Below are 24,006 nucleotides of genomic sequence, written 5' to 3' on the forward strand. Positions count from 1 at the left end.
TTAAGCAAAGATTATCGAAAGACTATCTCATGAGATAGAGGCTGGTCACTGCCTAGGATTTTAGGCAAAATAACCCCTCATTTCATCTTGTTGCAGGGCTGACTCATGGCTGATTTCCCCGGTAGATTTCCTTTAACCCGTATGCGGCGTATGCGGTGTCATGATTTTTCACGGCGCTTGATGCGTGAGCATCGCTTGAGTACGGATGATTTGATTTATCCGGTGTTTGTTTTAGAAGGAAGTAATCGGCGCGAGGCGGTCAGTTCGATGCCCGGTGTGGAGCGCAAAAGTATTGATCTGTTGGTGCAAGAAGCGGAGCAAGTCGCTCGGTTAGGAATTCCGCTGATCGCACTGTTTCCGGTTACTCCAGCTGAGGCGAAGTCGGAGCAAGCCGAAGAGGCTTATAATCCGAATGGTTTAGCCCAGCGGGCGGTGCGGGCTTTAAAAGCAGCAGTGCCTGAATTGGGGGTGATGACTGATGTGGCTTTAGATCCTTTCACCTCACATGGACAGGATGGCTTGATGAATGCAGAGGGCTATATCGTCAATGATGAAACGGTTGAGGTACTGGTCAAGCAAGCTTTATCACATGCAGAGGCGGGAGCGGATATTGTTGCACCCTCCGATATGATGGATGGGCGGATTCGTGCTATGCGAGAGGCTTTAGAGCAAGAGGGGCATATTCATACGCGCATTATGGCTTATTCCGCAAAATACGCCTCCAGTTTCTATGGACCTTTCCGCGATGCAGTTGGCTCGGCGGGTAATTTGGGGAAGGGTAATAAATATAGCTATCAAATGGATCCGGCGAATAGCGACGAAGCTTTATGGGAAATCGCCCTAGACCTGCAAGAGGGTGCTGATATGGTAATGGTCAAGCCCGGTCTGCCTTATTTAGATATAGTGCGACGGGTGAAGGATCAATTCAAAGCACCGACTTATGTTTATCAAGTCAGTGGTGAATACGCGATGCTGAGGGCTGCTGGCATGAATGGTTGGATTGATGAGCAAGCTTGTGTGTTAGAAGCTTTATTAGGGATGAAGCGCGCTGGGGCGGATGGTATCCTTAGTTACTTTGCCAAAGATGTCGCGCAATGGCTGCGGGATGCTGCTTTAACACGCTAAAAGTGTGTTCAGCGAGGGTTTCACCGTTTATCGGGAAAATGGGCAAGTAAAATTTTTAGGCTAATTGATAAAAAGTATGAGGCTTAACCCATGTTAGAAATAATCATAGCGGGCGGGGTAATGATGATTCCCATCATTCTAGCGTCTATTATTGCGCTGGCTATTATCTTTGAGCGTTTCTGGGCGTTAGGTCGTAGTAAAGTTATGCCGGCTGCTGATATTGAAATGGCACGTAAGCTCGCTGAAACGGGGCAAGTATCCAGCAATGCGATTGATAATTTAAGCGCAAGCTCGGTAGTTGGTAGTGTGTTAGCCACAGGGTTAGCCAGTAGTAATTTGCCGCGTCATGTCATGAAAGAAAATGTCGAAGAAGCAGGCCGCCATGCGGTGCATCGCTTGGAGCGCTATTTGCCTGCCTTGGCGACAATTGGTTCGATTGCACCACTGATGGGTTTATTGGGCACCGTATTTGGGATGATTAGTTCGTTTAGCCAAATCTCTAAAGCCGGTGCAGGTGATCCCGCAGCAGTTGCGGGCGGAATTTCTGAGGCATTAATTACCACCGCTGCGGGTTTAGTCGTGGCTTTAATCGCGGTGATTTTTCATCGTTTGCTGAAAGCTAAAGTAGACAATTATGTGTTTGGTATGGAGCAAGAAGCGGTTAAATTGATTGAAATCGTCAATCAAAATAATCAACGCCGTCCGCCCGCTGCGAGTGTCAGCAGTCATAGTCATACACCCACTACGAATGAGCGAGCAGCAGCAGCGATTGCTGCCGCCCGCCAACGCATGGGTAGTGGGGGCTAAGTATGAAATTTCGTAGCCATGAACCGAATAGTGTCGATGTTGATTTAACCTCGATGATTGATGTGGTGTTTTTATTGTTGATCTTTTTTATGGTCACGACCACCTTCAATCATAATTCCGCCTTAAAAATTGCCTTACCGACCGCAAGTAAAAACCCAGAAACACAGAATATTAAGAATAAACTTGAGTTATTGATTGACAGTCAAGGCCGTTATTATGTAAATGGACGCGAAGTGTTAAATACCCAACCCGAGACTTTATTCCAAGCCATGACCGAAGTATTAAATACCCTACAAGGCACGCCTTCTTTAGTGATTTCTGCTGATGCTAATGTCAATTATCAAGCTGTGGTCACGGCAATGGATATTGCTGGGCGCTTAGGTTTAACGAATTTCTCGATGGCGACGACCCAAGCTGAGCGGCAGAAGTAGCCGACATGTCTGAACCCCGACGCATCGCTGGTTTACAAGTCTATCGACGGTTAGCCAGTTATTCTCTGCGTTATTGGCCTTATTTAGTCTTGGCGATTATTGGTTTATTGGTCGGTGCTCTCACTCAACCCCTGTTTGCTTATATTATGGGGCCGTTACTGGATCAAGCGATCCTTCAACGTGACCCAGAGGTAATTGCTTGGTTGCCTTTGGGCATTATGGGCATCTTTCTAGTGCGTGGTGTGGCAATGTTTGTCTCAGGCTATTTCATGGGGCTAGTCGGACGTAGTGTGGTACAAACCATTCGGGGTGAGGTGTTTAATCATCTATTACGCTTACCCGTGCCTTATTTTCAGCAGCATAGTGCAGGGCAATTATTATCGCAGCTGACTTTTTACACGGATCAATTAGCTACAGCGGCTACTCGCGGCATTACCGTATTAATTCAAGAGACAGCTACGATTATTGGGCTACTAGCCTTAATGTTTTATCGCAGCTGGCAATTGAGTTTGGGGCTCTTAATCATTCTGCCCTTGATTACATTGGTGATTGTCTATGCGACTAAACGCTTACGTCGTTTAAGCCAGCATGTTCAAAACTCGATGGGCGAAGTGACTCAAATCAGTAATGAATTAGTGCAAGGTTATAAAGTAGTTCGTATTTTTAATGGTGAACACTACGAAGCACAGCGTTTTCAAAAGGCGAATGAACACAATATGCAGCTGGAAATGAAGCGCTTACTCACGGAGTTATTGTCAACGCCCTTGGTGCAATTCTTAGTTGCGGTGGCTTTAGCGGCGATTGTCTATCTTGCCACCCGTGAGGCGACTTTAGATAGTTTATCCCCCGGCATTTTCATGTCCTTTATTTTAGCGATGATTATGCTGCTGACACCTTTACGTAATCTCACCCAATTAAATGGGCAATTGCAGCGCGGGATCGCGGCAGGGGAAAGTATTTTTCAATTGTTAGACGAACCAACGGAAGAGGACCGAGGTCAGCGCCAGCTGACAAGTTGCCAAGGTAATCTTGAGTTTAAAGAGGTTGGTTTTGTTTATCCTTATACCAACAAGCCTGTCTTAAAAAATATCTCCTTTAAAGTTAAAGCAGGGCAAAAGTTTGCTCTAGTTGGGCGCTCTGGCAGTGGTAAAACGACTTTAGTCAATTTATTAGTGCGTTTTTATGATTATCAGCAGGGTCAAATTGAATTAGATGGCATCCCTTTGCCAGAGCTAGGCTTGCAGGATTTGCGGCGGCAAATCGCCTATGTTGGCCAAGATATTGTGCTTTTTAATGATACGATTCGGAATAATATCGCCTATGGTGAGATGCAAACTGCACCGCTTGCCAAAATTCGTGCTGCTGCTGAGGCTGCGCATGCTTTAGAGTTTATTGAGCAATTGCCCCAAGGCTTAAACACCGTGATTGGTGATAATGGAGTATTGCTCTCGGGTGGGCAGCGGCAGCGTTTGGCAATTGCCCGGGCGATTTTATCAGAGGCACCGATTTTAATTTTAGATGAGGCTACTTCAGCTTTAGATACCGAATCAGAGCGGCATATCAAAGCGGGTTTAGAACATCTCTTGCAAGGCCGAACGACCTTGATCATTGCGCATCGCTTGTCAACGATTGAAAGTGCGGATTGTATTTTAGTCATGCAAGACGGTGAATTGATTGAATCCGGTACACATACCGAATTACTGGCGTTAAATGGCCAATATGCGCGGTTACATGCGCTGCAATTTACCGAGTCTGCACCGCTATGAGTGTGGCCAAGCAATGGCTGAGCGCTTGGCTGGAATCGGTTTGGTATGACCATCGCCCACTGGCTCGCCTAAGTTTAAGCCCGTTAAGCTATGTATTTTGCTATCTAGCCCAGCAGCGCAAAGCCAAACTCAGTGTAGAACAACAGCAGTTTCCTGTGCCTGTGTTGGTGGTTGGGAATATCACGGTGGGCGGTACGGGTAAAACACCTTTAGTGATTTGGCTAATTGAGCATTTGCGGGCAGCAGGTTATCGCCCTGGTGTGGTCAGTCGCGGCTTTGGTGGTAAGCAGACCGCCGTACATTTAGTGCAGGCTCAAGATCAAGCATTTGAAGTAGGCGATGAGCCGGTAGTGATCGTCCAGCGCACCGCTGTACCTTTAGTAATTGGACGTGATCGTCCTGCTGCGATTGCCCATTTATTGGCAAAGACCGATTGTAATCTGGTGATTTCCGATGATGGTTTGCAACATTATCGGATGGCACGTGATCTAGAAATTGTGGTATTGGATGGTGCGCGGCGGTTTGGCAATGGCTATTGCTTACCGGCTGGGCCTTTGCGTGAAAAGCCCGTGCGCTTACAAGCATGTGATTTTGTAGTGACCAACGGACAGGCTCAGCAGGGCGAATATACTCTGCAAATTCTTGGCAAAAACTTGCAGTCTTTAGTGGGAACAGAACAGCGCGCCTTGAGTTTATTTCAAGGCCAAAGCGTGCATGCAGTCACGGGTATTGGGAATCCAGCGCGTTTTTTTAGTCGCCTAACCTCAGCAGGCTTAAGCTTGCTAGAGCATGTTTTTCCTGATCATCATGCCTTTACTGCTAAGGATCTTAGCTTTCAGGACAATTTACCGATACTGATGACTGAGAAAGATGCGGTAAAATGTCGAAACTTTCCGGTAGATATGATTAAGAATGCCTGGTATTTGCCGATTGAAGCCCAGTTAGATACAGCATTTGCCGAGCACTTATTGCAACGCCTTAAGGAGTTAACCGTACATGGATAAAAAATTATTGGATATTCTGGTTTGCCCAGTCACGAAAGGGAAGCTGATTTATGATAAAGAGGCTCAAGAATTAATTTCAAAATCAGCCCGTTTAGCTTATCCAATTAAGCAGGGTACGCCAGTGATGTTAGAGGAAGAAGCGCGTGAACTGACTCAAGCAGAAGTGGAGAGTTTAGCAGAATGAAACCGGTTTTAGTCATTCCAACCCGGTATGACTCGACGCGCTTGCCAGCCAAAGCCTTGCGTTTATTAAAGGGTAAACCCTTGGTGCAGCATGTGTATGAACGGGCGCTGCAAGCACAAGCAGCATTTGAGACTATTGTAATTGCCACCGATGACCAACGCATTCAAGCCGTATGTGAAGGCTTTGGCGCAACGGTTTGCATGACTGCAACCACGCATGAAACAGGCAGTGATCGTCTTGCAGAAGTGGTCGAGGTTTACGGCTGGGCCGATGATCGGGTCGTGGTCAATTTGCAAGGCGATGAACCACTTACGCCCGTCGAAAATTTGTATCAACTCGCTAATAATCTGCAAGCACATCCTGAGGCGATGATTGCGACTTTAGCCACGCCCGTGCAGAGCAAGCAGGAATTAGCTGATCCGAATAGTGTTAAAGTGGTGAAAGATCTGCATGGTCTAGCGCTGTATTTTAGTCGGGCACAAATTCCGTTTCAGCGTGATGCAGTGCAAGCAGGTAGTGAGCAGCCAGCTCACTATGCGCTGCGCCATATTGGTATGTATGCCTATCGAGCCGAATTTTTAAAAGCTTTTGCCCGCTTAGCACCTTGTCCATTAGAGCAATTAGAAAAATTAGAGCAATTACGGGCTTTGTATTATGGCTATCGGATTCATGTCGATTTAGCCCAAGCCATTCCAGGACCTGGGGTAGATACGGAAGCTGATCTTCAATTAGTTGAAAGTTTAATGTAAGGAGGTTGATGTCGGCTACTGTTTAAGTTCTAGTCCCAATCCCGCGATTCAACAAATACAGACTGAAACTCGCTAGAATAAAAATAAAGCCTAGAATAATCAGATAGCTAATCCAAATAGGTAGATCTGCAATCCCCAATACCCCATAGCGGAAGCCATTCACCATATACAAGACCGGATTGAGCAAAGAAATTTTTTGCCAAATTTCAGGTAGCATAGTAATGGAGTAGAACACACCGCCTAAGTAGGTCAAAGGCGTGAGGACGAAGGTTGGCACAATAGAAATATCATCGAAGCTTTTCGCGTAAACCCCATTGATTAGACCCGCTAAAGAAAACAAGGTCGAGGTCAATAAGCCAATCGTAAACATAACCCATAAATGCTCGATATATAGCTTGCTAAAGATTAAAGACACGAGGGTGACTGCCACCCCTACTGCCATTCCGCGTGCAATGCCACCACTGACAAAACCCGCTAAAATAATCCAATTCGGTACAGGTGAAACCAGCATTTCCGCAATATTGCCTTGGAATTTGCTGCCATAGAAAGAAGACACCACATTGGCATAGGAGTTGGTGATCACTGCCATCATAATTAGGCCGGGGACGATAAACTCCATATAAGAGAAGCCATGCATTTCACCAATCGCAGGGCCAATTAAATTACCAAAAATAATGAAATACAAGGCAGTGGTGATCACGGGTGGCAGGATGGTTTGTATCCAAATGCGTGAGAAGCGCAAAACTTCACGAATCAGAATAGTGTAATAAGCGGTCCATTTTTGCTGAGCATTCATGCTTTATTACCCTCTACTAAATCTATAAAGAGTTGTTCGAGGCGGTTGGTTTTATTGCGCATACTTAATACGTGTAAGCCTTGTTCATTTAAAAAGGCAAAAATTTGATTCAAAGAAAAATCTTGTTTGTGATAAGACACTTCAAGCGTGGTCGGGTCGCGTAGTTGAAAATGGCAAGCTCCTAGATCCTCGATGTGTTCAATGGGTTTAACTAAGTCAAAGACATAGGTTTCTGTATCTAAACGCCCTAGCAAGCTTTTCATGCTAGTGTTTTCAATGAGTTGGCCTTGGTCAATAATCCCAATATTTCGGCATAAGCTTTCGGCTTCTTCCAAATAATGGGTCGTGAGAATGATCGTCAGGCCTGATTTATTTAAGTCGGTCAGAAATTCCCACATCGAGCGCCGAATCTCAATATCTACGCCAGCCGTGGGTTCGTCTAGAATCAATAAACGCGGTTCGTGGATTAAGGCACGAGCAATCATTAAGCGTCGTTTCATGCCGCCGGATAAGGTACGTGCTTGTTCTTTACGTTTGTCCCATAAACCGAGTTGCTTTAACAGTTTTTCAGCTCGCTCCGTAGCGATGGTGCGTTCAATACCGTAATAACCCCCTTGATTAATTAAGATCTCACCGACTGGCTCAAACACATTGAAATTGAATTCTTGCGGGACTAACCCAAGCTGAGCTTTAGCCTGTTCGCGCTGAGTATCGAGGTCATAGCCAAAGATAGTCACCGTGCCGGAGGTTTTGTTCACTAAGGAGCTAATAATACCAATTGTCGTGGATTTACCAGCGCCATTCGCCCCTAGGAGCGCATAAAAATCTCCTTGCTGTACGCTCAAATCAATCCCTTTGAGCGCAGTGAAGCCATTGTCATAAGTTTTGCGTAAAGCGGTGATCGCAAGTGCAGCTGTCATGGATTTTCCCCATTGGCGAGAGCGCGGATCTTAACATGATCCAGTGATCACTGAGAAATCCTGATCAAAGCCAAGGAGCTAAGGCATGTCGACTTATCTAAAAAACGGGTTATTCCTAAGCTTATGCCTGCTAGTGAATGCCTGCGAGCAAAAACAACAACCCATCGTACAACCGACTGTACAACCACCCACTCTAACGGCAGAGCAACAAATGCTGCTGGAGCAACAACAGCAACAAGCTTTGATTTTACAGCAATTGCAATTACAGCAGCAGGTCTATTCGCAAACCTTTAATAGCCTACAAGCCCATCAGCAACAATGGGATCAGCAATTACGAAGCTTTTCTGCAACCCAAGCCTGTGCAATTGCGGGTAATTGCCGAGTTGAAACACAGATTGTTCCCAAGCAGTGAATTCGCTAGAGTGCTGTTTTCTCCTGAATTGACCAAGGCTGGTTGGGTAGTGCCCGATTTTAAATTAAGTTATTTGCATTGGCTCTGGCGGTTGCCTTTGCTGCTATTCTTGCTGATTGTTTTGTTGTTGCTGATTTTTCGTGTTGCCCCTTTACCGAGTTCCTCTTTTATGTTGCAGCAGTCGATGGCCCGTATCTTTGACGAAACTGTTCCGCAAGTACGCCATCAATGGGTGAGTATGGAGCAAATTCCCCCAGAAGTAGCTTTAGCTGCGATTGCTGCTGAGGATCAGCTATTTCCTGAACATTGGGGCATTGATCGGGGGGCGACTGAACGTGCGATTCAAGCTGCTTTAGACGGTGAGTCCAGTGGTGGCGGTAGTACCATTACTCAACAGGTGGCGAAGAATTTATTTCTCTGGGGTGGGCGTAGCTATTTACGGAAAGGACTGGAATGGGGCTTGGCAGTTTTAATTGAAACACTTTGGAGTAAAGAACGTATTCTGGAGGTTTATTTGAATATTGCCCAGTTCAGTGAGGCAGATTATGGGGTGGGGGCGGCCAGTGAATTTTTATTTAAGAAACCTGTCGCTCGTTTGTCTGAACAGGATGCGGCTCTGCTTGCGGCCGTCTTACCTTTGCCTGAAGTTTATAGTGTGGTGAAGCCTTCGAAATATATTCAAAAGCGCCAGCGTTTTATTTTGCGTCAAATGCGCCAATTAGGTGGAGTCGCGTATTTAGAGCAACTCTAAAGCGGCTAACTGAGCTAGCCAGCTTCAAGCCTTTGCTACTATCTATGGTAGCTAGATAGTTAGGTGGTTAGTTAGCCGCTGGTTTCTTTTTCTTTAGCCCACAGGTGGCCTCTGTCTCGGCGATAAAACTATCAAAGGCTTTGATCGCTTCACGGCCGCCGGCCGCATCTCGAAAAGCCCCGCCCCGTTCACCGGGGGTTTTAATCATCACAGCGAGGGTACTGGTGGCAACAAAATTGGCATAAGGGATTTTTTCGGCGATTTTGTCGATGGCACAGACACAACCATAGAGATGATCATAGTTTTCGCCCCCGTATTTATGCATACAGCCAAAGACATATTCGACCCGTGCTTGTGTCGGGTAGTCATTGCTTGGGACAGCGGCGCTTGGAGCTGGAGTGGGTGCTGGGGAATCCGCTAATGAGCTGCTAAGCAGACAAAAGCCTAAGATAAGCCCACTCAAGATCCGGTTGAGGCTTATACGGAGTTGATGATCAGCTGATTGCATGGGTGAGTCCTTCTGAAATAAAACAAGAAAAGAGCTTAAGCGGCTCCCGTATCAACGATGGCTTGCAGGATTTGATTAATTTCATCTATTAAGGCTTGTTGCACCGCATTATCGGCTAGCAACAGTGTTTCAATCACAACTTGATCGCCTACTTGCCGTACACTAATTCGGCAGGGCATTTGCAAAGATGAAGCCAGCTGTTTTTCTAGCAAGGCTTGAGCATAGGTTAGATTACAGAAATGGAGGACGGTTAACTGCGGGAAATCTTTTTCCTCACGTTCTGCAATCGCACGTCCAATATTCGCCTGCTCAGTCAGACGAAAATTATGCTGACTGATGGCAAACACTAAGTCATCAATCACTGCGGTAAAAGCTTTCTGGGTAGTTTTTTGATAGATCGGGGCGTTAAAACTGGGTGTAACGGTTGGGGTATGAGCGAGGGACTGCTTGGGATACGGAAGCAGCGCTTGAACTGAGCTCGCTAGCTGTAATAAAGCGCGGTGGCTCGCTTCGAGGGTTTGACCTTTGGCCTCTACACTCAATTCAGCTAGCTGTTGACCCGTGTTAACCTCAATGACTTGTATAAATAAATAAGCGAATAAAAAGCTAGGTTTTTGTATGCGCCCCACTAGCACATAGTCAGCTTGGAGGGTTTTACCGAGGGCGGCTGCTTTTTCAGGATGAGCGACTAAATAGCCCACTCCTTGATTCGCTTGGTTTTGTAGGATTGGATCAACTTGAATAATTCGGTAGCCTGCTGTTTGCAGTGCCTTGGCTAAGATACCTTGAGCGGCTTGAGTTCGCTCTAGTTCTGCTGGAGTAGCAGGCAATAGGGTTAGGTCATGCAGTTCAAAAGCTAAAATCGCCAAACTCTTAGCCTCGGTATTGCTAGTCGGCAGCGCTTGTGCTGGAGTTGATAAAACACAAGCAATGAGCAGTAGATACTGTAGAGCAGAAACAAGCGAGTAAAACGGCCAAATCCAACCAGTTCGAGCGGTAAGCATGTGAGCTATCCTGCTAGAGTCTGCAACTTCCCCTACCTTGCAGCAGGGGAAGTTTGCTCGTTAGTTAATCAAAGTTTAATTAACGATTCATAATGTACAAATTGATTTCAAAGCCATAACGCAGATCTTTGAAACTAGGCTTAGTCCACTTTTTCATAATAAGGATTCCTGTTTAATCAAGATTGAAGAATAGCCCGCTATAGCAGACCGCTTGTTACTGAGGGCGGCGGATTAGGGCGCACGCAGCAGCAACTCTTTATGAGCAACCGGTTGGTCAGCACTTGTACCGGGTACCTCAGTTGTAATTTTATAAATCCCTCCGGGTAATTCATCAGCAAGGATGAATTCATATTGTTTTTTGATGAAGGCTGGGTTGATGAATTTGCTCTTCTCAGGGTCATCAAGATAAGGCTGGATACTGATTTTTTTACCCTGATAGTGCTGCCCTGCATATTCAAAGCTAGTCGCACTGAAGTCGGCCTTTTCTAGGGCAAACTTAATGTATTTTTGGAAATGCCGCCATTGCCCACCATTAATGCGTTCCATTTCATGAATATCACTTTGTAGAAATAAGGTTAAGACCGGATTACCAGTTGGGTCGGCAAAAGGTGGTGTCCAGCGATGGTTTTCACCGGTCATAAACTCAAGATGCGCTTCCGTATGCCCGGCTTGAGCAGCTGCTAATTTGAGGGTAACGGTATCTTGAATGCTGGGAACCATACTCCCCGTTTGTTGAACTGCATACACGAGGGTTTGTTCGGGTTTAACCTGTTGCATATGATTGGTCGCAAATAGCGCAGTGTTCGCAGGGGAAAAGGCATTAGCATCTGGGCTGGCGCTGGTATTATCAGCATGGAGAGGTGCTGATAATACCAGTGCAGCACAGACAAACACATTAAGTCCTCGAGTAATAATAGGCTGGGCAAACTGTCTCCGGCTGTTAGCCCACTGCAGGGTTTTCATTAAAAGCGCTCCAAGTTTCCTGCGGGAATCACGCCATCAGCCCGCGCTTTTAAGTAAGCATAAAGGTTCTCGAGGTTATTCATGATATTCGGGTTGGTTTTCCACTCGGGCATCACCCCAATTTGCCCTTTATAGCCATTAGTCACTCGATCCACAAAGGTAGGGTGATCCAGTTCTTTGAGTTTAACTAATAAACTAGGGGCAATTGTACTTCCACCCCCATCCATACCGTGGCAGACCTGACATTGGCCAAATGTACGGAAACCTTTGATAAGAAAGGTATCTACTTTGCACTGACTACCTTCACATTTGACATGCCCTTCATACGGAGTCCCTCCGGCTGCTGTGACGGTAACCGGAGCTGGAGCAGCAGTTGTTGTTGGAGCAGGCGCAGCAGTTGTTGGAGCTGGAGCAGCAGTTGTTGGAGCAGGCGCAGCAGTTGTTGGAGCAGGTGCAGCAGCTGTTGGAGTAGCTGGTGTAGCTGAAGCAGTCGCAGTAGGAGCTGCTGCTGTGCTATTCAGTGATTTGAGCAAGTTATTTAAACCCACTTGAAAAACATTGGTCATCACATTGATTGCATCTTGGCTACTCATACCGACGGGTGGAGTACCCGTGCCTAACCATGCAGGGTGAAAATCACCACTCCAAACAACTTGGCTGCCTGTTCCAGCAGGTTTAACGCTCAGAGTACTGGAATAGGTATTAACCGGGAGGACTTTCTTTTCAACCGGTTTACCCTCTACTTGAATGGTTTCAACGGTGCTCATTTGGGTAATGCGGTAGCTGAGTGACATATTAGCATCACTTTTTGTCTCTAATTCTTCAGTGAGCAAGCGACCTTCCCCTAAATCGAGCACACGGGTTAGCGGGTTTTTCATAATGGTCGTCTTGATCGAGGGATGCCATTCATGCAGCCCTTCAAATTTACCCACTACAGCCCAGACTTTATCGACAGGTGCAGTTAATTGAATACTTTGCTCGACATGCTGACGCTGCACATCGGCTGCCCAAGCGGGCAGGGCAAACATTAGACCAAGGCAAGCTGCTAGTGATACTTGTTGGGTTAATTGCATCTAAGATTCTCCTATTGACTCGTAGCGGCAAGCACTTCGCCTGCATCATCAACTAACGGGATTTGATACTCCTCCCGTAAGATTTTTTGAATTTCAGCCTGTTTATTATGCAAAATAGTATTGATTTGTTCTTTCCAAGCTTTTTCCCCAAAGCGTACACCTGCAGAAATAGCATAATTGAACTTTACACCTGCCTCGGATTTAAGCGGCAGCATCTTTAAACTGCGCCCTGCTTGTTGATGGCGGGTGAAATAAGCGGCGGTTGGTCCCCAAACAATAGCAGCATCTAATTGACCGGCTAATAAATCGGTCAAGATGGGTTTACCGGGGAAATCAGCAGGGTCACCTGTTTGTGCTGCATAAGGACTCATATATTGGTGTAACTGATATTTAGCCAGCCATGCTGCCCCTGGGCTAGTTTCAGTAATACCAATTTTGATCTGTTCAGCATTAGCTGGATCACTTGTCAGTAAATCCGTTGCTTGTTGGAGCTTGCTAAGTGAGCCATCGGAGCGAATCACGAGCGCGTAAGTAGATTGCATATAAGGGTCAGTGGTGGCGGTTAGCTCGTAACCTTGTGGCAGACCCATCACTAGATCACATAAAAAACCTGTGCCATCCGGCAGTTCTTGGCGGAGAGTGTTACGGATAAAGCCTAAGCGTTGTGGAAACCAAGTATATTCGATCGGTAATTGCAGCTCAGTTGCGATGATTTGAGCAAGACGGTTTTCATAGCCTTTACCCTCTTGATTAGAAAAAGGCAGGTATTGTGGATCAGCACAGACTTTGAGGGCTTGACGTGCTGGCGGTGGATCATCCGCCACAGCAGGGTTTAAGCAAACCCCAACTAAGCCAAGGCAAATGCATAAGGCACTTAGGTTAGAAGCAGGTTTAACAAGTTTCATCTGGCATCTTTTCCTTTTGAGCTAAAGGGGAAGCACCCATCCTAGAGGTCTATAGATGCTTCCGAACGCAGTTTACAAACTAAGCATGCTGCTTACTGAGGCTGTTTTAATTCAGCCACTTTTTTCAACTCAGGTGTTTCTGCGGCAGCGGCTTTGGGGGCATCAGGTAAAGCAAACACCGTCAAGACACCACCTAGTTGGGTATAAGCACTCAAGCTTTTATAAGCACCCACTGCACCTAGGCCATCGGTATCTCCTTGTAGACCAGCTGCCATACCGATACCTGCCCAACCACCAATACCAGACAATACGCCAATATACTGTTTGCCTTTGAAACTCCAAGTATTGACATTGCCGATAATCCCAGAGGGTGTTTTGAAGCGATATAATTCTTTGCCGGTACTGGCATCAATCGCTTTTAAGTAGCCTTCCAAAGTACCATAGAACACCACATCGCCTGCGGTAGCTAGAGCACCACTCCATACAGAGAAGGGTTCAGGGATTGACCATTTGATCTTACCGCTGGTCGCATCCCACGCAATAAAGTTGCCAAGATTTGAAGTGCCATTATTGGTGACTTTGCCAGCTGGATACATGCTCAAAGTAGCACCGACATAGGGTTGACCTGCAACATAATCGACTTGGAAAGGTTCATAGTCCATGCAGACATGGTTGGTAGGGACGTAGAACAGACCTGTTTTGGGAGAGAAGGCGGAAGGTTGTTGGTCTTTAGAACCTAAGGCCGCAGGACAAACCCCTTTGGTATTGACATCAGCGCCATTTTTGTGGGTACTGTATTGATCAACGACTACAGGACGACCTGTTTTCATATCGACATGAGTTGCCCAATTGACAGCTGGATCATATTTTTCAGCAAGCAGCACAGCACCAGTTTCTGCATTCATGGTGTAGGCAAAACCATTCCGATCAAAATGAACTAAGGCTTTGATGTCCTTGCCATCCAGTTTGCTTTTGACGAGTTGAATCTCGTTGACACCATCATAGTCCCATTCATCATGGGGGGTCATTTGGTAAACCCACTTGGCCTGCCCGGTATCTGCATCACGTGCCATAATAGTCATAGACCATTTATTGTCACCCGGGCGCACCACTGGATTCCAAGTACTGGGGTTGCCAGTCCCGTAATAGATTAAATTCAGATCAGGATCATAAGAATACCAACCCCAAGTCGTCCCCCCCCCGATCTTCCACTGATCACCTTGCCAAGTACTTAAACTCGAGTCTTTGCCAACAGGAACGATACCTTTATCCGTGCCACCCCAAGTAGTGGTCTTTTCTGGATCCATGCACATTTCCGCATCAGGACCGGTGCTATAGCATTTCCAAGCTAAAGAACCGTCCTTGATGTTATAGGCCGCCATAAAACCACGGACTCCAAACTCACCACCACTGATGCCTGTGTAAATTTTGTCTTTGACCACAATCGGGGCATTAGTATTGGTTTCACCTTTTTTCGGGTCACCGTTTTTCACACTCCAAGCCAAAGCCCCAGTTTTCGCATCGAGAGCGACTAAAGTCGTGTCCGCTTGTTGTAGGAAAACTTTGCCATCAGCATAGGCCAAGCCACGATTAACCGTATCGCAGCACATGACGGGGATTACACTGGTGTCTTGCTTAGGCTCGTATTGCCAGATAACGGTTTGATCGTTGAGATTAATCGCGAAAACTTTATTAGGGAAGGGGGTTTGGATATACATGGTTTCGCCGATGACAAGTGGACCGCCTTCGTGCCCACGGAGTACACCGGTCGAAAATGTCCATTCGGGTCTAAGATTAGCGACATTACCGGCGTTAATCTGATCTAAACTGCTGTAGCGGTTGCCACTATAATTGCCGCCCCAAATAGCCCAGTTATTGGGATCTGCGATGGCCTGCATGACCGAATCATTGGCCAAGGTAACCCCTGTTGGGATACCGGCCACCAGCATAGCTAAAGTCAGACGCCTTACTAATTGCTTCATATTGCTGCTCCTCCAAAATAGATGACCTAACCTGTTAGCAAGTAGTGCCACCGCTAGAGTCATTTTTCAGAAGCAAACATTTCAATCCAGAGCGGTCGAAAATAAAATCTTATGTTCTGATAAAAATAATATTAGTTAGCCAAGGTGGTATTGACCTGCTTATTTCATTGGTTTTTAAGCCAAAACCAGATTAGAATGAATGTTCATTTTTGTCAATAGTCAAAAAACATTCCATGAGTGCGTCTATACAGCTGATTCGGAGCGAGTAATCATGAAGTTGACTTATAGCCTGATCACGATAGTTTTTGTTGTCTTGATTTCTAAGGTCGGTTATGCGGAGTTCCCGCTCAATTCACTCTCTGTGCCGCTGACAACAGAGCAGGAGCAAGCATGGTTGTCGCGCCTAAAAAGCTTTTATTTTCAAGATAAAACGATAGTATGGGATGAGTCGGTGATTAGTTTGCAAGCCCCTGCTCGGGCGGAAGATGGTGCTTTAGTACCAATCCGCATCCAAGCGGGGTTTCCTCAATCGGCTGAGCGTTATCTGCAAAGTTTACATTTGATTATAGATAATAATCCGAATCCCTTAGCGGGTAAGTTTAAGCTCACACCGCTGTTAGCGCGCGCTAATCTGGAGTTGCTGATTAGAGTCGATGCCTATTCACCGGTGCGGGTGATTGCCGAAACCAATGATGGCAAGTTATATATGAGTGGTCGTTATGTCAAAGCCAGTGGGGGATGTTCAGCCCCTGCCAGTAATAGTCGCGCAGACCAAACGATTGGTGAGATGCGTTTTAATACGAAATCTGCAGACAGTCCAGCTGCAGAGTTGAGACCTACGCGCCTGTCGATTGTGCATCCCAATCTATCGGGTTTGCAGCGTGATCAAGTCAGCACTTTGCCAATTCCACCCCGCTATATCAAAACCATCGAGGTCACCCTCGATGAGCAATTGGTCTTTAGTGCCGAGACCGATATTTCCATCAGTGAGAATCCTAATTTCCAGTTTTATCTCATGCCTGAAAAATCAGGTATACTAGCCGCAGTTGTCACCGACACGGATGGTCAGACTTTTAAGCATCAACAGCGGATTGATAAAGTAGGGAAGGGCTTTCCCTAGACCATCAAACCAATGAACTCGTTATAACCAAGATTTTAGAAACGTATGCCATACCTTAAAAAAGTCATTCCACAACCTGAGCCTATTGATTGCCGTATTTTGACCGCAGCGCTTGATCTCTTCGTTCAACACGGTTATCACAATATTTCTATCCATGAAATTCAAAAGCAAGCGCAGGTCAGTATTGGCTCAATTTATAATTATTTTGGGGGTAAAGAAGGGGTAGCACGCGCTCTGTATCAACATATCCTCCATGAGTTAGATCAGGCAGTGGATGATGCGATTGCTGAGGGTGGCTCACCCGTAGAGCAGTGTAAGCGGGTGATTGCTGACCTATTTGCTTATACGGAATCCCACCGGAATATTATTGCTTTTGCTTTCCACCCCAAACACGCTGAATTCCTACCAGAAGAGCCGCAGCCATCTGATTCCTCGGCTTTTATTAAGATGCGAGCTATTGTGCAGCAGGGTATGGAATGTGGCGAGTTTCGACAAATGGATACTTGGGTCGCGGCCTCGGCAATGTTTGGTGGGGCGATCCGCATGATTCAATTGCGCTTAGAAGGAAAAATCGAACGCCCTTTAATTGAATATCTCGATGAGGTCTTATTAACCGCTAAAATCGGTTTATGTAAGGCTGTACCGACTCTAGTCACTAGCCCTGCTAATTTATATACCGATACCCTGAATCTCAATCAGTCAAGTCCAAGCCTTGCAACCACTGAGGCGGCCGCTTAGCTGAGTGCTTGGCCGCCTTGACGATGGGTAAGCTAACGCCTTAAGCCTAAGACTTGAGCATGGTAAGCGATATGTTCGCCAATGAATGAACCAATGAAATGGTAACTATGATCATAGCCTTCTTGCATTCGAAGCCGTAGCGGTAGCTCCATCAGTTTACAGGCTGCTTTCAAGTTTTCTGGCAGCAATTGCCCTGCATCCAGAAATTCATCGGCTGTTCCTTGGTCCACTAAGATTTCGGTCGGTATTTGTGCTCCGGCTTTAATCAAGCAAACCGCGTCATATTGTTCCCATAAAGCACGCTCTTCCCCGAGATACAGCGAAAAGCAAGCCAAACCCCACGGGCTAAGGCTAGGATTGCAAATCGGTGCAAAGGCTGAAACGGAGCGATACATGCCCGGATTGCGTAAGGCACAGACGAGAGCACCATGTCCACCCATCGAATGCCCACTAATCGAGCGAATACCCGGCAATAAGGGTAAGTGCTCTTCGACGAGTGCAGGTAACTCGCGGGTAATATAGGCATCCATTTGGTAGTTTTCTGCCCAAGGTGCTTGCGTGGCATTCACATAAAATCCAGCCCCTTTACCTTGATCATAGCGCTCGGGAATATCTGGTACCGAGTCACCTCGTGGGCTGGTATCAGGAATAATCAAGGCAATGCCATAGTCGGCAGCATAGCGTTGAGCACCCGCTTTGACGCGGAAATTATCATCTGTACAGGTTAAGCCTGACAGCCAATACAGTGCAGGGACGCGCTGTGTAGCAGCCTGAGGAGGCAAATAAACTGAGAAAGTCATCTCACACTGACAGGTATTAGCATAATGGGTATAGCGATTTAGATAGCCACCCCATTCTTTGATTTGTTCGATCTGCTTCATGCCGCCTCCTTAGAAAATAATCACAGAGCGAATACTTTCACCCTCATGCATCAGGTCAAAAGCACGGTTAATATCTTCTAAGGGCATGGTATGTGTCACCATCCGATCGAGTTCAATATCACCCTGCAGATAACGATCAACATAACCGGGTAGTTCAGTACGCCCTTTGACTCCACCAAAAGCGGTGCCTTTCCAAGTACGCCCTGTGACTAATTGGAAGGGTCGAGTAGAAATTTCCTGACCTGCCCCTGCAACCCCAATAATAGTCGAAACGCCCCAACCCATATGGGTACATTCTAAGGCTTCGCGCATGACGTGCACATTGCCGATGCATTCAAACGAGTAATCGACGCCACCATGGGTCATTTCTTTAATCGCATCCGTGACTGAGCCAGTGATTCCTTTAGGATTTACAAAATCAGTAGCTCCTAAAGCTTGGGCAATCGGCCATTTATCAGGATTAATGTCTACCGCGATAATCCGTCCTGCTTGTGCCATCACTGCACCTTGAATGCAGGACAAACCAATACCACCCAAGCCAAAGATAGCAACGGTAGCGCCGGGGTGAACTTTAGCGGTATTCAACACCGCTCCAATCCCTGTCGTGACGCCACAACCTAATAGGCAAACTTTATCCAATGGAGCGGTGGGGTTGATTTTAGCGAGGGCGATTTCTGGAACAACGGTATATTCTGAGAAGGTCGAGCAACCCATATAATGATAAATGGCTTGTCCATTTTTTGAGAAACGGCGCGTACCATCAGGCATGTATCCCGTCCAAACGGTCGATGCAATCGACTGGCAAAGATTCGATTTAGTGGAGAGACAATATTCACAAACACCGCATTCTGGAATATACAAAGGAATGACATGATCGCCGGGTTTTAAACCTTTAACTTCAGGGCCGCATTCAACGACTTCACAGCCACCTTCATGGCCAAGGATGCAGGGGAAGGCGCCTTCTGGATCATCACCGGATAAAGTGAAAGCATCGGTATGGCAAACGCCCGAGGCATGAACTTTGAGGAGTACTTCACCTGAACGAGGCCCTTCAACTTCAACCTCTTCAATTTCTAATGGTTTTTTGGGTTCCCAAGCGACGGCGGCTTTACATTTCATAAGAGTAGCTCCTTATTAGTTAGAGAAGGATAAAGTCTATTATAGACTGATGGCTGCTTAAACTGATTAAGCTAGAATGAATGTTCATTTCTGTCAATCTCTTTCAAGAGGATAGTCCTCGATGTTGCAAGGATTAAGTGCTCAGGGTTTGCGGGTTCTTAAATATCTGTGGGTAGCTCCGGTTACGGTATTATTTTTACCTTTGGCTTGGTTAGCAAGTTGCACCGGGGGAGCTTATGCGCTGCATTCCGGTGTCTTAGAAATTTGGGGTGGCAAATTAGGACAGGGCTTAAATCGAGGTTTGCCCTTATTGGGGGCTGTGGCGGCGATTACCTTAGGGCATATTGTGATCGGTATCTCGCCTGATTATCTGAATCGAACCCGAGTGCATGAACGTGAGCATGTACGCCAATTTGAACGCTGGGGATTTTTCTTCCCTTTGATCTATTTGGCGGCAGGTTTGTGGGTACTCAGCCAAGGTAAATGTTTTTATTTAGATAACCCATTTGAGCGTGCAGCTCGACGAGCTGAAGGTCGTTTAGAATGATGAGTCTCTACTTTGATTGACTGTTCAATCAATAAAATTTTAAGTGTATAGTGAGGCTCATCCATACCACCACAGGATCGAGTCTGATGTCTAACAGCGATATTGATATTGCCCGTGCCGCTAAACCGTTAGCGATTAAAAAAATTGGCGAAAACTTAGATATTCCTTGGGAAGTTCTCAGCCCTTTTGGACATAGCAAAGCCAAAATTAACCTCGACTTTATTAACAGCTTGCAAGATAAACCGAATGGTAAATTGATCTTGGTGACTGCCATTAGCCCCACGCCTGCGGGTGAGGGTAAGACTACGACTACCGTCGGTTTAGGTGATGCGCTGAACTATATTGGTAAAAAAGCAGCCATTTGCTTACGTGAGCCAAGCCTTGGGCCTTGTTTTGGAATGAAAGGGGGGGCTGCAGGCGGAGGTTATGCACAAGTCATTCCGATGGAGGATATTAATTTACATTTCACGGGTGATTTCCATGCGATTACTTCAGCGCATAATTTGTTAGCTGCCTTGATTGATAACCATATTCACTGGGGCAATGAACTACACATTGATGCACGGCGGGTGACTTGGAAGCGCGTGATGGATATGAATGATCGTGCACTTCGCAATATTGTCAGCTCATTAGGTGGTGCTGCCAATGGTTATCCGCGTGAAGATGGTTTTGATATTACGGTGGCTTCTGAGGTGATGGCTATTCTCTGTTTAGCCACTAGCTTAGAGGATCTACGCAAGCGCCTAGGCAATATTATTATCGGTGTTAATCGTCAAAAGCAGCCCGTTCGTGCCCGTGATTTGCAAGCCGATGGCGCAATGGCGGCTCTCTTAAAAGATGCTTTACAACCTAATTTGGTACAAACCTTAGAAAATAATCCAGCCTTTATTCATGGCGGTCCGTTTGCCAATATTGCGCATGGTTGTAACTCTGTAATGGCCACGAAAACAGCTTTAAAATTAGCTGATTATGTAGTCACAGAAGCAGGCTTTGGTGCAGACCTAGGTGCCGAGAAGTTCTTTGATATTAAATGCCGCAAAGCCAAGTTATCGCCTGCTGCTGCTGTGATCGTAGCAACAGTGCGAGCTTTAAAAATGAATGGCGGAATTGCCTTTACCGAGGTGGGTCAAGAAAATGTCGAAGCGGTAAAAAAAGGTTGTGCCAACTTAGCGCGGCATATTCGTAATGTGAAAAGCTTTGGCGTACCGGTGGTGGTGGGGATCAATCGTTTTAATACCGATACGGATGCTGAATTGGCCGCGATTAGAGAATCAGCAGCTGCTTATGGTGTCGAGGCTATCGTGTGTACGCATTGGTCAGACGGTGGAAAGGGCGCTGAACAGTTAGCTCATAAAGTCGTTGCTCTAGCCGAGAGTGGAGCCAGTCAGTTTGCGCCGCTGTATGATGATAGTTTATCGCTGTGGCAGAAGGTACGAACGATTGCGACTCAACTGTATGGTGCGGATGATATTATTGCCGATAAAAAAGTCCGTGCTGAATTTGCTCGGTTTGAAGAGGAGGGATTTGGCCATTTACCCGTGTGTATCGCCAAAACTCAATACAGCTTTTCCACCGATCCACAATTACGGGGTGCGCCCAGTGGGCATATGGTGGGGATTCGTGAGCTGCGTTTAGCTGCAGGTGCTGAGTTTGTGGTCGTGATTTGCGGCGATATTATGACCATGCCGGGTTTACCAAGATTGCCAGCGGCCAATCAGATTGGGATTAACGCACAAGGGCAGATTGAAGGTTTATTTTAGCGTTTGAGTCACCATCAGCCGAGTTAAAAACTCGGCTGATGGGAGTAAGTTTCAAGACTGGGTTTATTTCAAACGTAGGGTTTGCCCTGCTTGTAAGTGATAAGGTAAGGTAAGTTTATTCAAACGAATCAGACGTTTAACCGGAACCCCAGTTTGGCGCATGACCTCATACACGGTATACCCCGGTTTTACTTTAAACCCGCTAGTACGAACTTTTGAGGCATCAGCGGTGCGATGTTTAACTTTTTCTGACCAAGGCAACACACTGATGTCTGCTTGAGTAAGTTTTAGACTCGTTTTACCTCTTTTTTTGCTGCTGGTCGTTAGGGTTTCAGCTTTAGCTTTGAGCAGGCGTGGAGTCGATTTGCCGCCTCTAAATTTTCCATACGCACTCATCACTTTGCTGACATAGTAATGGTTACGAATTTTTCCACCGGGACGCACATTGCCTTCGCCCGCATTATAAGCCGCGACGGTACGGCTTAAATCTCCGTCATAACGGGCTAATAAGTAGCTTAAATATTTCGTACCTGCATGCACATTTTGCCAAGCACTGTAGCCATTTTTCAGATTAAAGCGGCGTGCAGTGGCAGGCATCAATTGCATTAAGCCTTTTTCACCTGAACTGCCTCGGGCGGTTTTTTTAAAACAGCTCTCAACCGTGATCACTGCTTTGACTAAATCTTCTTTAACGCCATATTTTTGTGCTGCTGAGCGGATCGACTGATCATAAGGATCAGCTTTTTTTTCTAAAGTTTCTTTGCTCAACACTTGGCAACCAGCGGCGGTGGCCGTCTGGAAACTTTGGGTGAACACAAAAGCGGTAGCCAGTACAAAGCTAGCCGTGTAAGGGTTTAACTTATCCATAAGTTCTCTCTGCTTAAAAATAAAACTAGTATTCGCTAATGAATTTGCTTAAGTATTACGAATACCTATCATCTTTTTAATAATCAATTGCTTAAGATGCAAATAGAGATTGTTAAGCTGGTATTAAGCTTAATGATGAAGATCTAGTCATTAAGCCAGTTGCTCTACCAACCAAAGATCGGGGAGGGGATGATAAACTAGACAGAAATAAATCACAAATAATCAAGTGCTTATTCTGCTTAGCTCAAATAGTTAAGCTCTCGATGGCGCAGTAGCACACATTCGCCGAGTTTTTGGCGGAAATGTTGATAGAGGGCTTCAGCGATATAAACGGAGCGATGTCGCCCCCCTGTACAGCCAATCGAAACCGTTAAATAGGTACGTTGGCAGGATTCTGGATCAGCCATCCATAGCTCTAAAAAATCCTGAATACCTGTATATAATTCGTGCACCCGTGGATGCTGTTGTAGCCAAGTGATAATGGCGGGGTCACGACCGGTGAGGGGTCGCAATTCAGGTATCCAATAAGGATTAGGCAAGCAACGGACATCAAACACAAAATCAGAGTCAGAAGGGGCTTCGTGTTTATAGCCAAAGGATTGAAACATGAGCGAGAAATTGCGCAAATGCGCCTCACCTAAGCGGGTGCGCAATAATAGTCCTAGTTCATAGACATTAGTCTGTGAGGTGTCCACTCGCCAATCGGCCTGCTCTGCCAAGAAGCCTAGCAAGTTTTCTTCTAATTCAATCGCTTTAGCCAGCTCTTTTTCTTCGTGGATAAGAGGATGGCTGCGACGGGTTTCATTGTAGCGTTTTTGAATAATAGCGCGTTGCGCATAGAGATAAATCAAATGGGTTTTAGGATATTGCTGGCGAATCCGTGCGATGGTCATTGGAATTTCTTGCAGACTGGATTTGCCACCACGAATATCAATACCAATCGCTAAGCGCTCTAAGTGGGTGATCTGTGGGGTTTGAATCAGTGCTTCAATCAGTTGCGAGGGTAGATTATCAATACAGTAATAGCCGGTATCCTCCAAAGTTTGGAGGGCATAACTCTTACCTGCTCCTGACATTCCGCTAATAATGACGATCTGCATGTGGTATCCGCTTAGGCGGCAATTTTCTGCTCAAATAACGAGCTTAAATAACTCAAAATAAGTTCCGGCTCACCCAACTCGAGTAAGGACTTAGCCAAACCTTTACGATTTAAAACGATGGCTAACTCGCTTAACAAGGGTTGATAACTTTCGGCTTGGCCTTTAGGGACGATCAGCGCCAATAATAAATGCACCGGCTTTTTATCCGGTGTATCCATGTCGATGCTTTCATCTAAAAGTAAGAGGGCTGCTTTAGCATAGCTGACTCTTAAAGAGGCATGGGGAAGGACAATGCCATTCCCCAATGCCGTGCTACCCAATTTTTCGCGGGCGATCAGCGCATTAAAAACAGCTTCATTTTCAAAGCCGTCTTCGTGACCTTCATGGCTGAGCAATGCGGCAAGTTTTTCAAAAGCACGCTTTTTACTCGATAACTCGCGTTCACATACAATTCGATCCGTCGATAATAGGGTAACAATATCCATCTTTTAGTC

At 46.1% G+C, this 24,006-nt stretch carries 27 protein-coding genes; 13 read left to right on the top strand and 14 right to left on the bottom strand.

All coding sequences use genetic code 11. The features are described from left to right. The first annotated feature begins 105 nt into the window (after window positions 1-105). From hemB to kdsB, 7 genes are all read left to right on the top strand, one after another. Window positions 106-1,125 carry a porphobilinogen synthase gene (gene hemB, locus B5D50_RS16000; RefSeq protein WP_078923662.1) on the top strand — a complete coding sequence of 340 codons (1,020 nt, stop codon included), beginning with the start codon at window positions 106-108 and terminating at the stop codon, window positions 1,123-1,125. Between the two features lie 90 nt (window positions 1,126-1,215). Continuing rightward, the gene (locus tag B5D50_RS16005; RefSeq protein WP_078923663.1) at window positions 1,216-1,932 is read left to right on the top strand and encodes a MotA/TolQ/ExbB proton channel family protein; all 717 of its coding nucleotides are present in this window, start codon (window positions 1,216-1,218) and stop codon (window positions 1,930-1,932) included. A 2-nt stretch (window positions 1,933-1,934) separates the two neighbouring features. After that, a complete protein-coding gene (locus B5D50_RS16010) occupies window positions 1,935-2,363 on the top strand; it encodes an ExbD/TolR family protein (RefSeq protein ID WP_078923664.1) in 429 nt (142 codons plus the stop codon). 5 nt (window positions 2,364-2,368) lie between these two features. Then, the gene (gene msbA, locus B5D50_RS16015; RefSeq protein ID WP_078923665.1) at window positions 2,369-4,129 is read left to right on the top strand and encodes a lipid A export permease/ATP-binding protein MsbA; all 1,761 of its coding nucleotides are present in this window, start codon (window positions 2,369-2,371) and stop codon (window positions 4,127-4,129) included. Further along, window positions 4,126-5,133: a tetraacyldisaccharide 4'-kinase gene (gene lpxK / locus B5D50_RS16020; RefSeq protein WP_078923666.1), complete on the top strand. Its 1,008-nt coding sequence runs from the start codon at window positions 4,126-4,128 to the stop codon at window positions 5,131-5,133. Before msbA ends, lpxK begins: the two co-directional genes overlap by 4 nt. Further along, a complete protein-coding gene (locus tag B5D50_RS16025) occupies window positions 5,126-5,317 on the top strand; it encodes a Trm112 family protein (RefSeq protein ID WP_078923667.1) in 192 nt (63 codons plus the stop codon). The genes lpxK and B5D50_RS16025 overlap by 8 nt, the downstream gene beginning before the upstream one ends. Next, complete coding sequence (kdsB, locus tag B5D50_RS16030; RefSeq protein ID WP_078923668.1) at window positions 5,314-6,066, top strand: 3-deoxy-manno-octulosonate cytidylyltransferase; 753 nt, start codon at window positions 5,314-5,316, stop codon at window positions 6,064-6,066. The genes B5D50_RS16025 and kdsB overlap by 4 nt, the downstream gene beginning before the upstream one ends. A gap of 22 nt (window positions 6,067-6,088) precedes the next feature. Here kdsB and B5D50_RS16035 read toward each other — a convergent pair whose 3' ends face one another. Next, complete coding sequence (locus B5D50_RS16035) at window positions 6,089-6,862, bottom strand: ABC transporter permease (protein WP_078923669.1); 774 nt, start codon at window positions 6,860-6,862, stop codon at window positions 6,089-6,091. Then, a complete protein-coding gene (locus B5D50_RS16040) occupies window positions 6,859-7,782 on the bottom strand; it encodes an ABC transporter ATP-binding protein (RefSeq protein ID WP_078923670.1) in 924 nt (307 codons plus the stop codon). Before B5D50_RS16040 ends, B5D50_RS16035 begins: the two co-directional genes overlap by 4 nt. Before the next feature lie 85 nt (window positions 7,783-7,867). Here B5D50_RS16040 and B5D50_RS16045 point away from each other — a divergent pair, with 85 nt between their 5' ends. After that, window positions 7,868-8,194 (top strand): hypothetical protein, encoded by a 327-nt coding sequence (locus tag B5D50_RS16045; RefSeq protein ID WP_078923671.1) that lies wholly within the window; start codon window positions 7,868-7,870, stop codon window positions 8,192-8,194. Between the two features lie 49 nt (window positions 8,195-8,243). Further along, complete coding sequence (gene mtgA / locus B5D50_RS16050) at window positions 8,244-8,945, top strand: monofunctional biosynthetic peptidoglycan transglycosylase (protein WP_078923721.1); 702 nt, start codon at window positions 8,244-8,246, stop codon at window positions 8,943-8,945. 67 nt (window positions 8,946-9,012) lie between these two features. Here the strand turns inward: mtgA and B5D50_RS16055 are convergent, their stop codons facing one another. The 7 genes from B5D50_RS16055 to B5D50_RS16085 all read right to left on the bottom strand — a co-directional run bounded on the left by B5D50_RS16055 (window position 9,013) and on the right by B5D50_RS16085 (window position 15,380). Further along, entirely contained in the window at window positions 9,013-9,453 is a 441-nt protein-coding gene (locus tag B5D50_RS16055) for a hypothetical protein (RefSeq protein ID WP_078923672.1), read from the bottom strand. A gap of 35 nt (window positions 9,454-9,488) precedes the next feature. After that, on the bottom strand, window positions 9,489-10,457 hold the full coding sequence (locus B5D50_RS16060; RefSeq protein WP_078923673.1) for a DUF2380 domain-containing protein: 969 nt from the start codon (window positions 10,455-10,457) through the stop codon (window positions 9,489-9,491). A gap of 79 nt (window positions 10,458-10,536) precedes the next feature. Continuing rightward, the gene (pqqA, locus tag B5D50_RS20880) at window positions 10,537-10,614 is read right to left on the bottom strand and encodes a pyrroloquinoline quinone precursor peptide PqqA (protein WP_078923722.1); all 78 of its coding nucleotides are present in this window, start codon (window positions 10,612-10,614) and stop codon (window positions 10,537-10,539) included. A 74-nt stretch (window positions 10,615-10,688) separates the two neighbouring features. Further along, window positions 10,689-11,420, bottom strand: coding sequence for a hypothetical protein (locus B5D50_RS16070; RefSeq protein WP_078923674.1), 732 nt, complete (start codon window positions 11,418-11,420; stop codon window positions 10,689-10,691). Then, window positions 11,420-12,493 (bottom strand): SRPBCC family protein, encoded by a 1,074-nt coding sequence (locus tag B5D50_RS16075; RefSeq protein WP_078923675.1) that lies wholly within the window; start codon window positions 12,491-12,493, stop codon window positions 11,420-11,422. Before B5D50_RS16075 ends, B5D50_RS16070 begins: the two co-directional genes overlap by 1 nt. 11 nt (window positions 12,494-12,504) lie before the next feature. Further along, a complete protein-coding gene (locus B5D50_RS16080) occupies window positions 12,505-13,398 on the bottom strand; it encodes a quinoprotein dehydrogenase-associated putative ABC transporter substrate-binding protein (RefSeq protein WP_078923676.1) in 894 nt (297 codons plus the stop codon). A 92-nt stretch (window positions 13,399-13,490) separates the two neighbouring features. Beyond that, the gene (locus B5D50_RS16085) at window positions 13,491-15,380 is read right to left on the bottom strand and encodes a methanol/ethanol family PQQ-dependent dehydrogenase (RefSeq protein ID WP_078923677.1); all 1,890 of its coding nucleotides are present in this window, start codon (window positions 15,378-15,380) and stop codon (window positions 13,491-13,493) included. A gap of 271 nt (window positions 15,381-15,651) precedes the next feature. Between B5D50_RS16085 and B5D50_RS16090 the strand changes: the two genes are divergently transcribed. Both B5D50_RS16090 and B5D50_RS16095 read left to right on the top strand, forming a co-directional pair. Continuing rightward, complete coding sequence (locus B5D50_RS16090; RefSeq protein ID WP_159448656.1) at window positions 15,652-16,500, top strand: quinoprotein dehydrogenase-associated SoxYZ-like carrier; 849 nt, start codon at window positions 15,652-15,654, stop codon at window positions 16,498-16,500. Between the two features lie 45 nt (window positions 16,501-16,545). After that, window positions 16,546-17,238, top strand: coding sequence for a TetR/AcrR family transcriptional regulator (locus B5D50_RS16095; protein WP_078923679.1), 693 nt, complete (start codon window positions 16,546-16,548; stop codon window positions 17,236-17,238). A gap of 32 nt (window positions 17,239-17,270) precedes the next feature. Here B5D50_RS16095 and fghA read toward each other — a convergent pair whose 3' ends face one another. After that, a complete protein-coding gene (fghA, locus tag B5D50_RS16100; RefSeq protein ID WP_078923680.1) occupies window positions 17,271-18,119 on the bottom strand; it encodes an S-formylglutathione hydrolase in 849 nt (282 codons plus the stop codon). 9 nt (window positions 18,120-18,128) lie between these two features. Then, on the bottom strand, window positions 18,129-19,238 hold the full coding sequence (locus B5D50_RS16105; protein ID WP_078923681.1) for an S-(hydroxymethyl)glutathione dehydrogenase/class III alcohol dehydrogenase: 1,110 nt from the start codon (window positions 19,236-19,238) through the stop codon (window positions 18,129-18,131). A 121-nt stretch (window positions 19,239-19,359) separates the two neighbouring features. Between B5D50_RS16105 and B5D50_RS16110 the strand changes: the two genes are divergently transcribed. Continuing rightward, window positions 19,360-19,785: a hypothetical protein gene (locus B5D50_RS16110; RefSeq protein WP_078923682.1), complete on the top strand. Its 426-nt coding sequence runs from the start codon at window positions 19,360-19,362 to the stop codon at window positions 19,783-19,785. 86 nt (window positions 19,786-19,871) lie between these two features. Then, entirely contained in the window at window positions 19,872-21,545 is a 1,674-nt protein-coding gene (locus tag B5D50_RS16115; RefSeq protein ID WP_078923683.1) for a formate--tetrahydrofolate ligase, read from the top strand. 63 nt (window positions 21,546-21,608) lie between these two features. Here B5D50_RS16115 and B5D50_RS16120 read toward each other — a convergent pair whose 3' ends face one another. The 3 genes from B5D50_RS16120 to B5D50_RS16130 all read right to left on the bottom strand — a co-directional run bounded on the left by B5D50_RS16120 (window position 21,609) and on the right by B5D50_RS16130 (window position 23,997). Then, a complete protein-coding gene (locus B5D50_RS16120; protein WP_078923684.1) occupies window positions 21,609-22,412 on the bottom strand; it encodes a transglycosylase SLT domain-containing protein in 804 nt (267 codons plus the stop codon). Window positions 22,413-22,651: 239 nt separating this feature from the next. Beyond that, window positions 22,652-23,512 (bottom strand): RNase adapter RapZ, encoded by an 861-nt coding sequence (gene rapZ, locus B5D50_RS16125; RefSeq protein ID WP_078923685.1) that lies wholly within the window; start codon window positions 23,510-23,512, stop codon window positions 22,652-22,654. Between the two features lie 11 nt (window positions 23,513-23,523). Beyond that, window positions 23,524-23,997: a PTS sugar transporter subunit IIA gene (locus B5D50_RS16130; RefSeq protein WP_078923686.1), complete on the bottom strand. Its 474-nt coding sequence runs from the start codon at window positions 23,995-23,997 to the stop codon at window positions 23,524-23,526. Between the last annotated feature and the right edge of the window lie 9 nt (window positions 23,998-24,006).

The sequence above is a fragment of the Thiothrix eikelboomii genome, from assembly GCF_900167255.1.
GTDB lineage: Bacteria > Pseudomonadota > Gammaproteobacteria > Thiotrichales > Thiotrichaceae > Thiolinea > Thiolinea eikelboomii.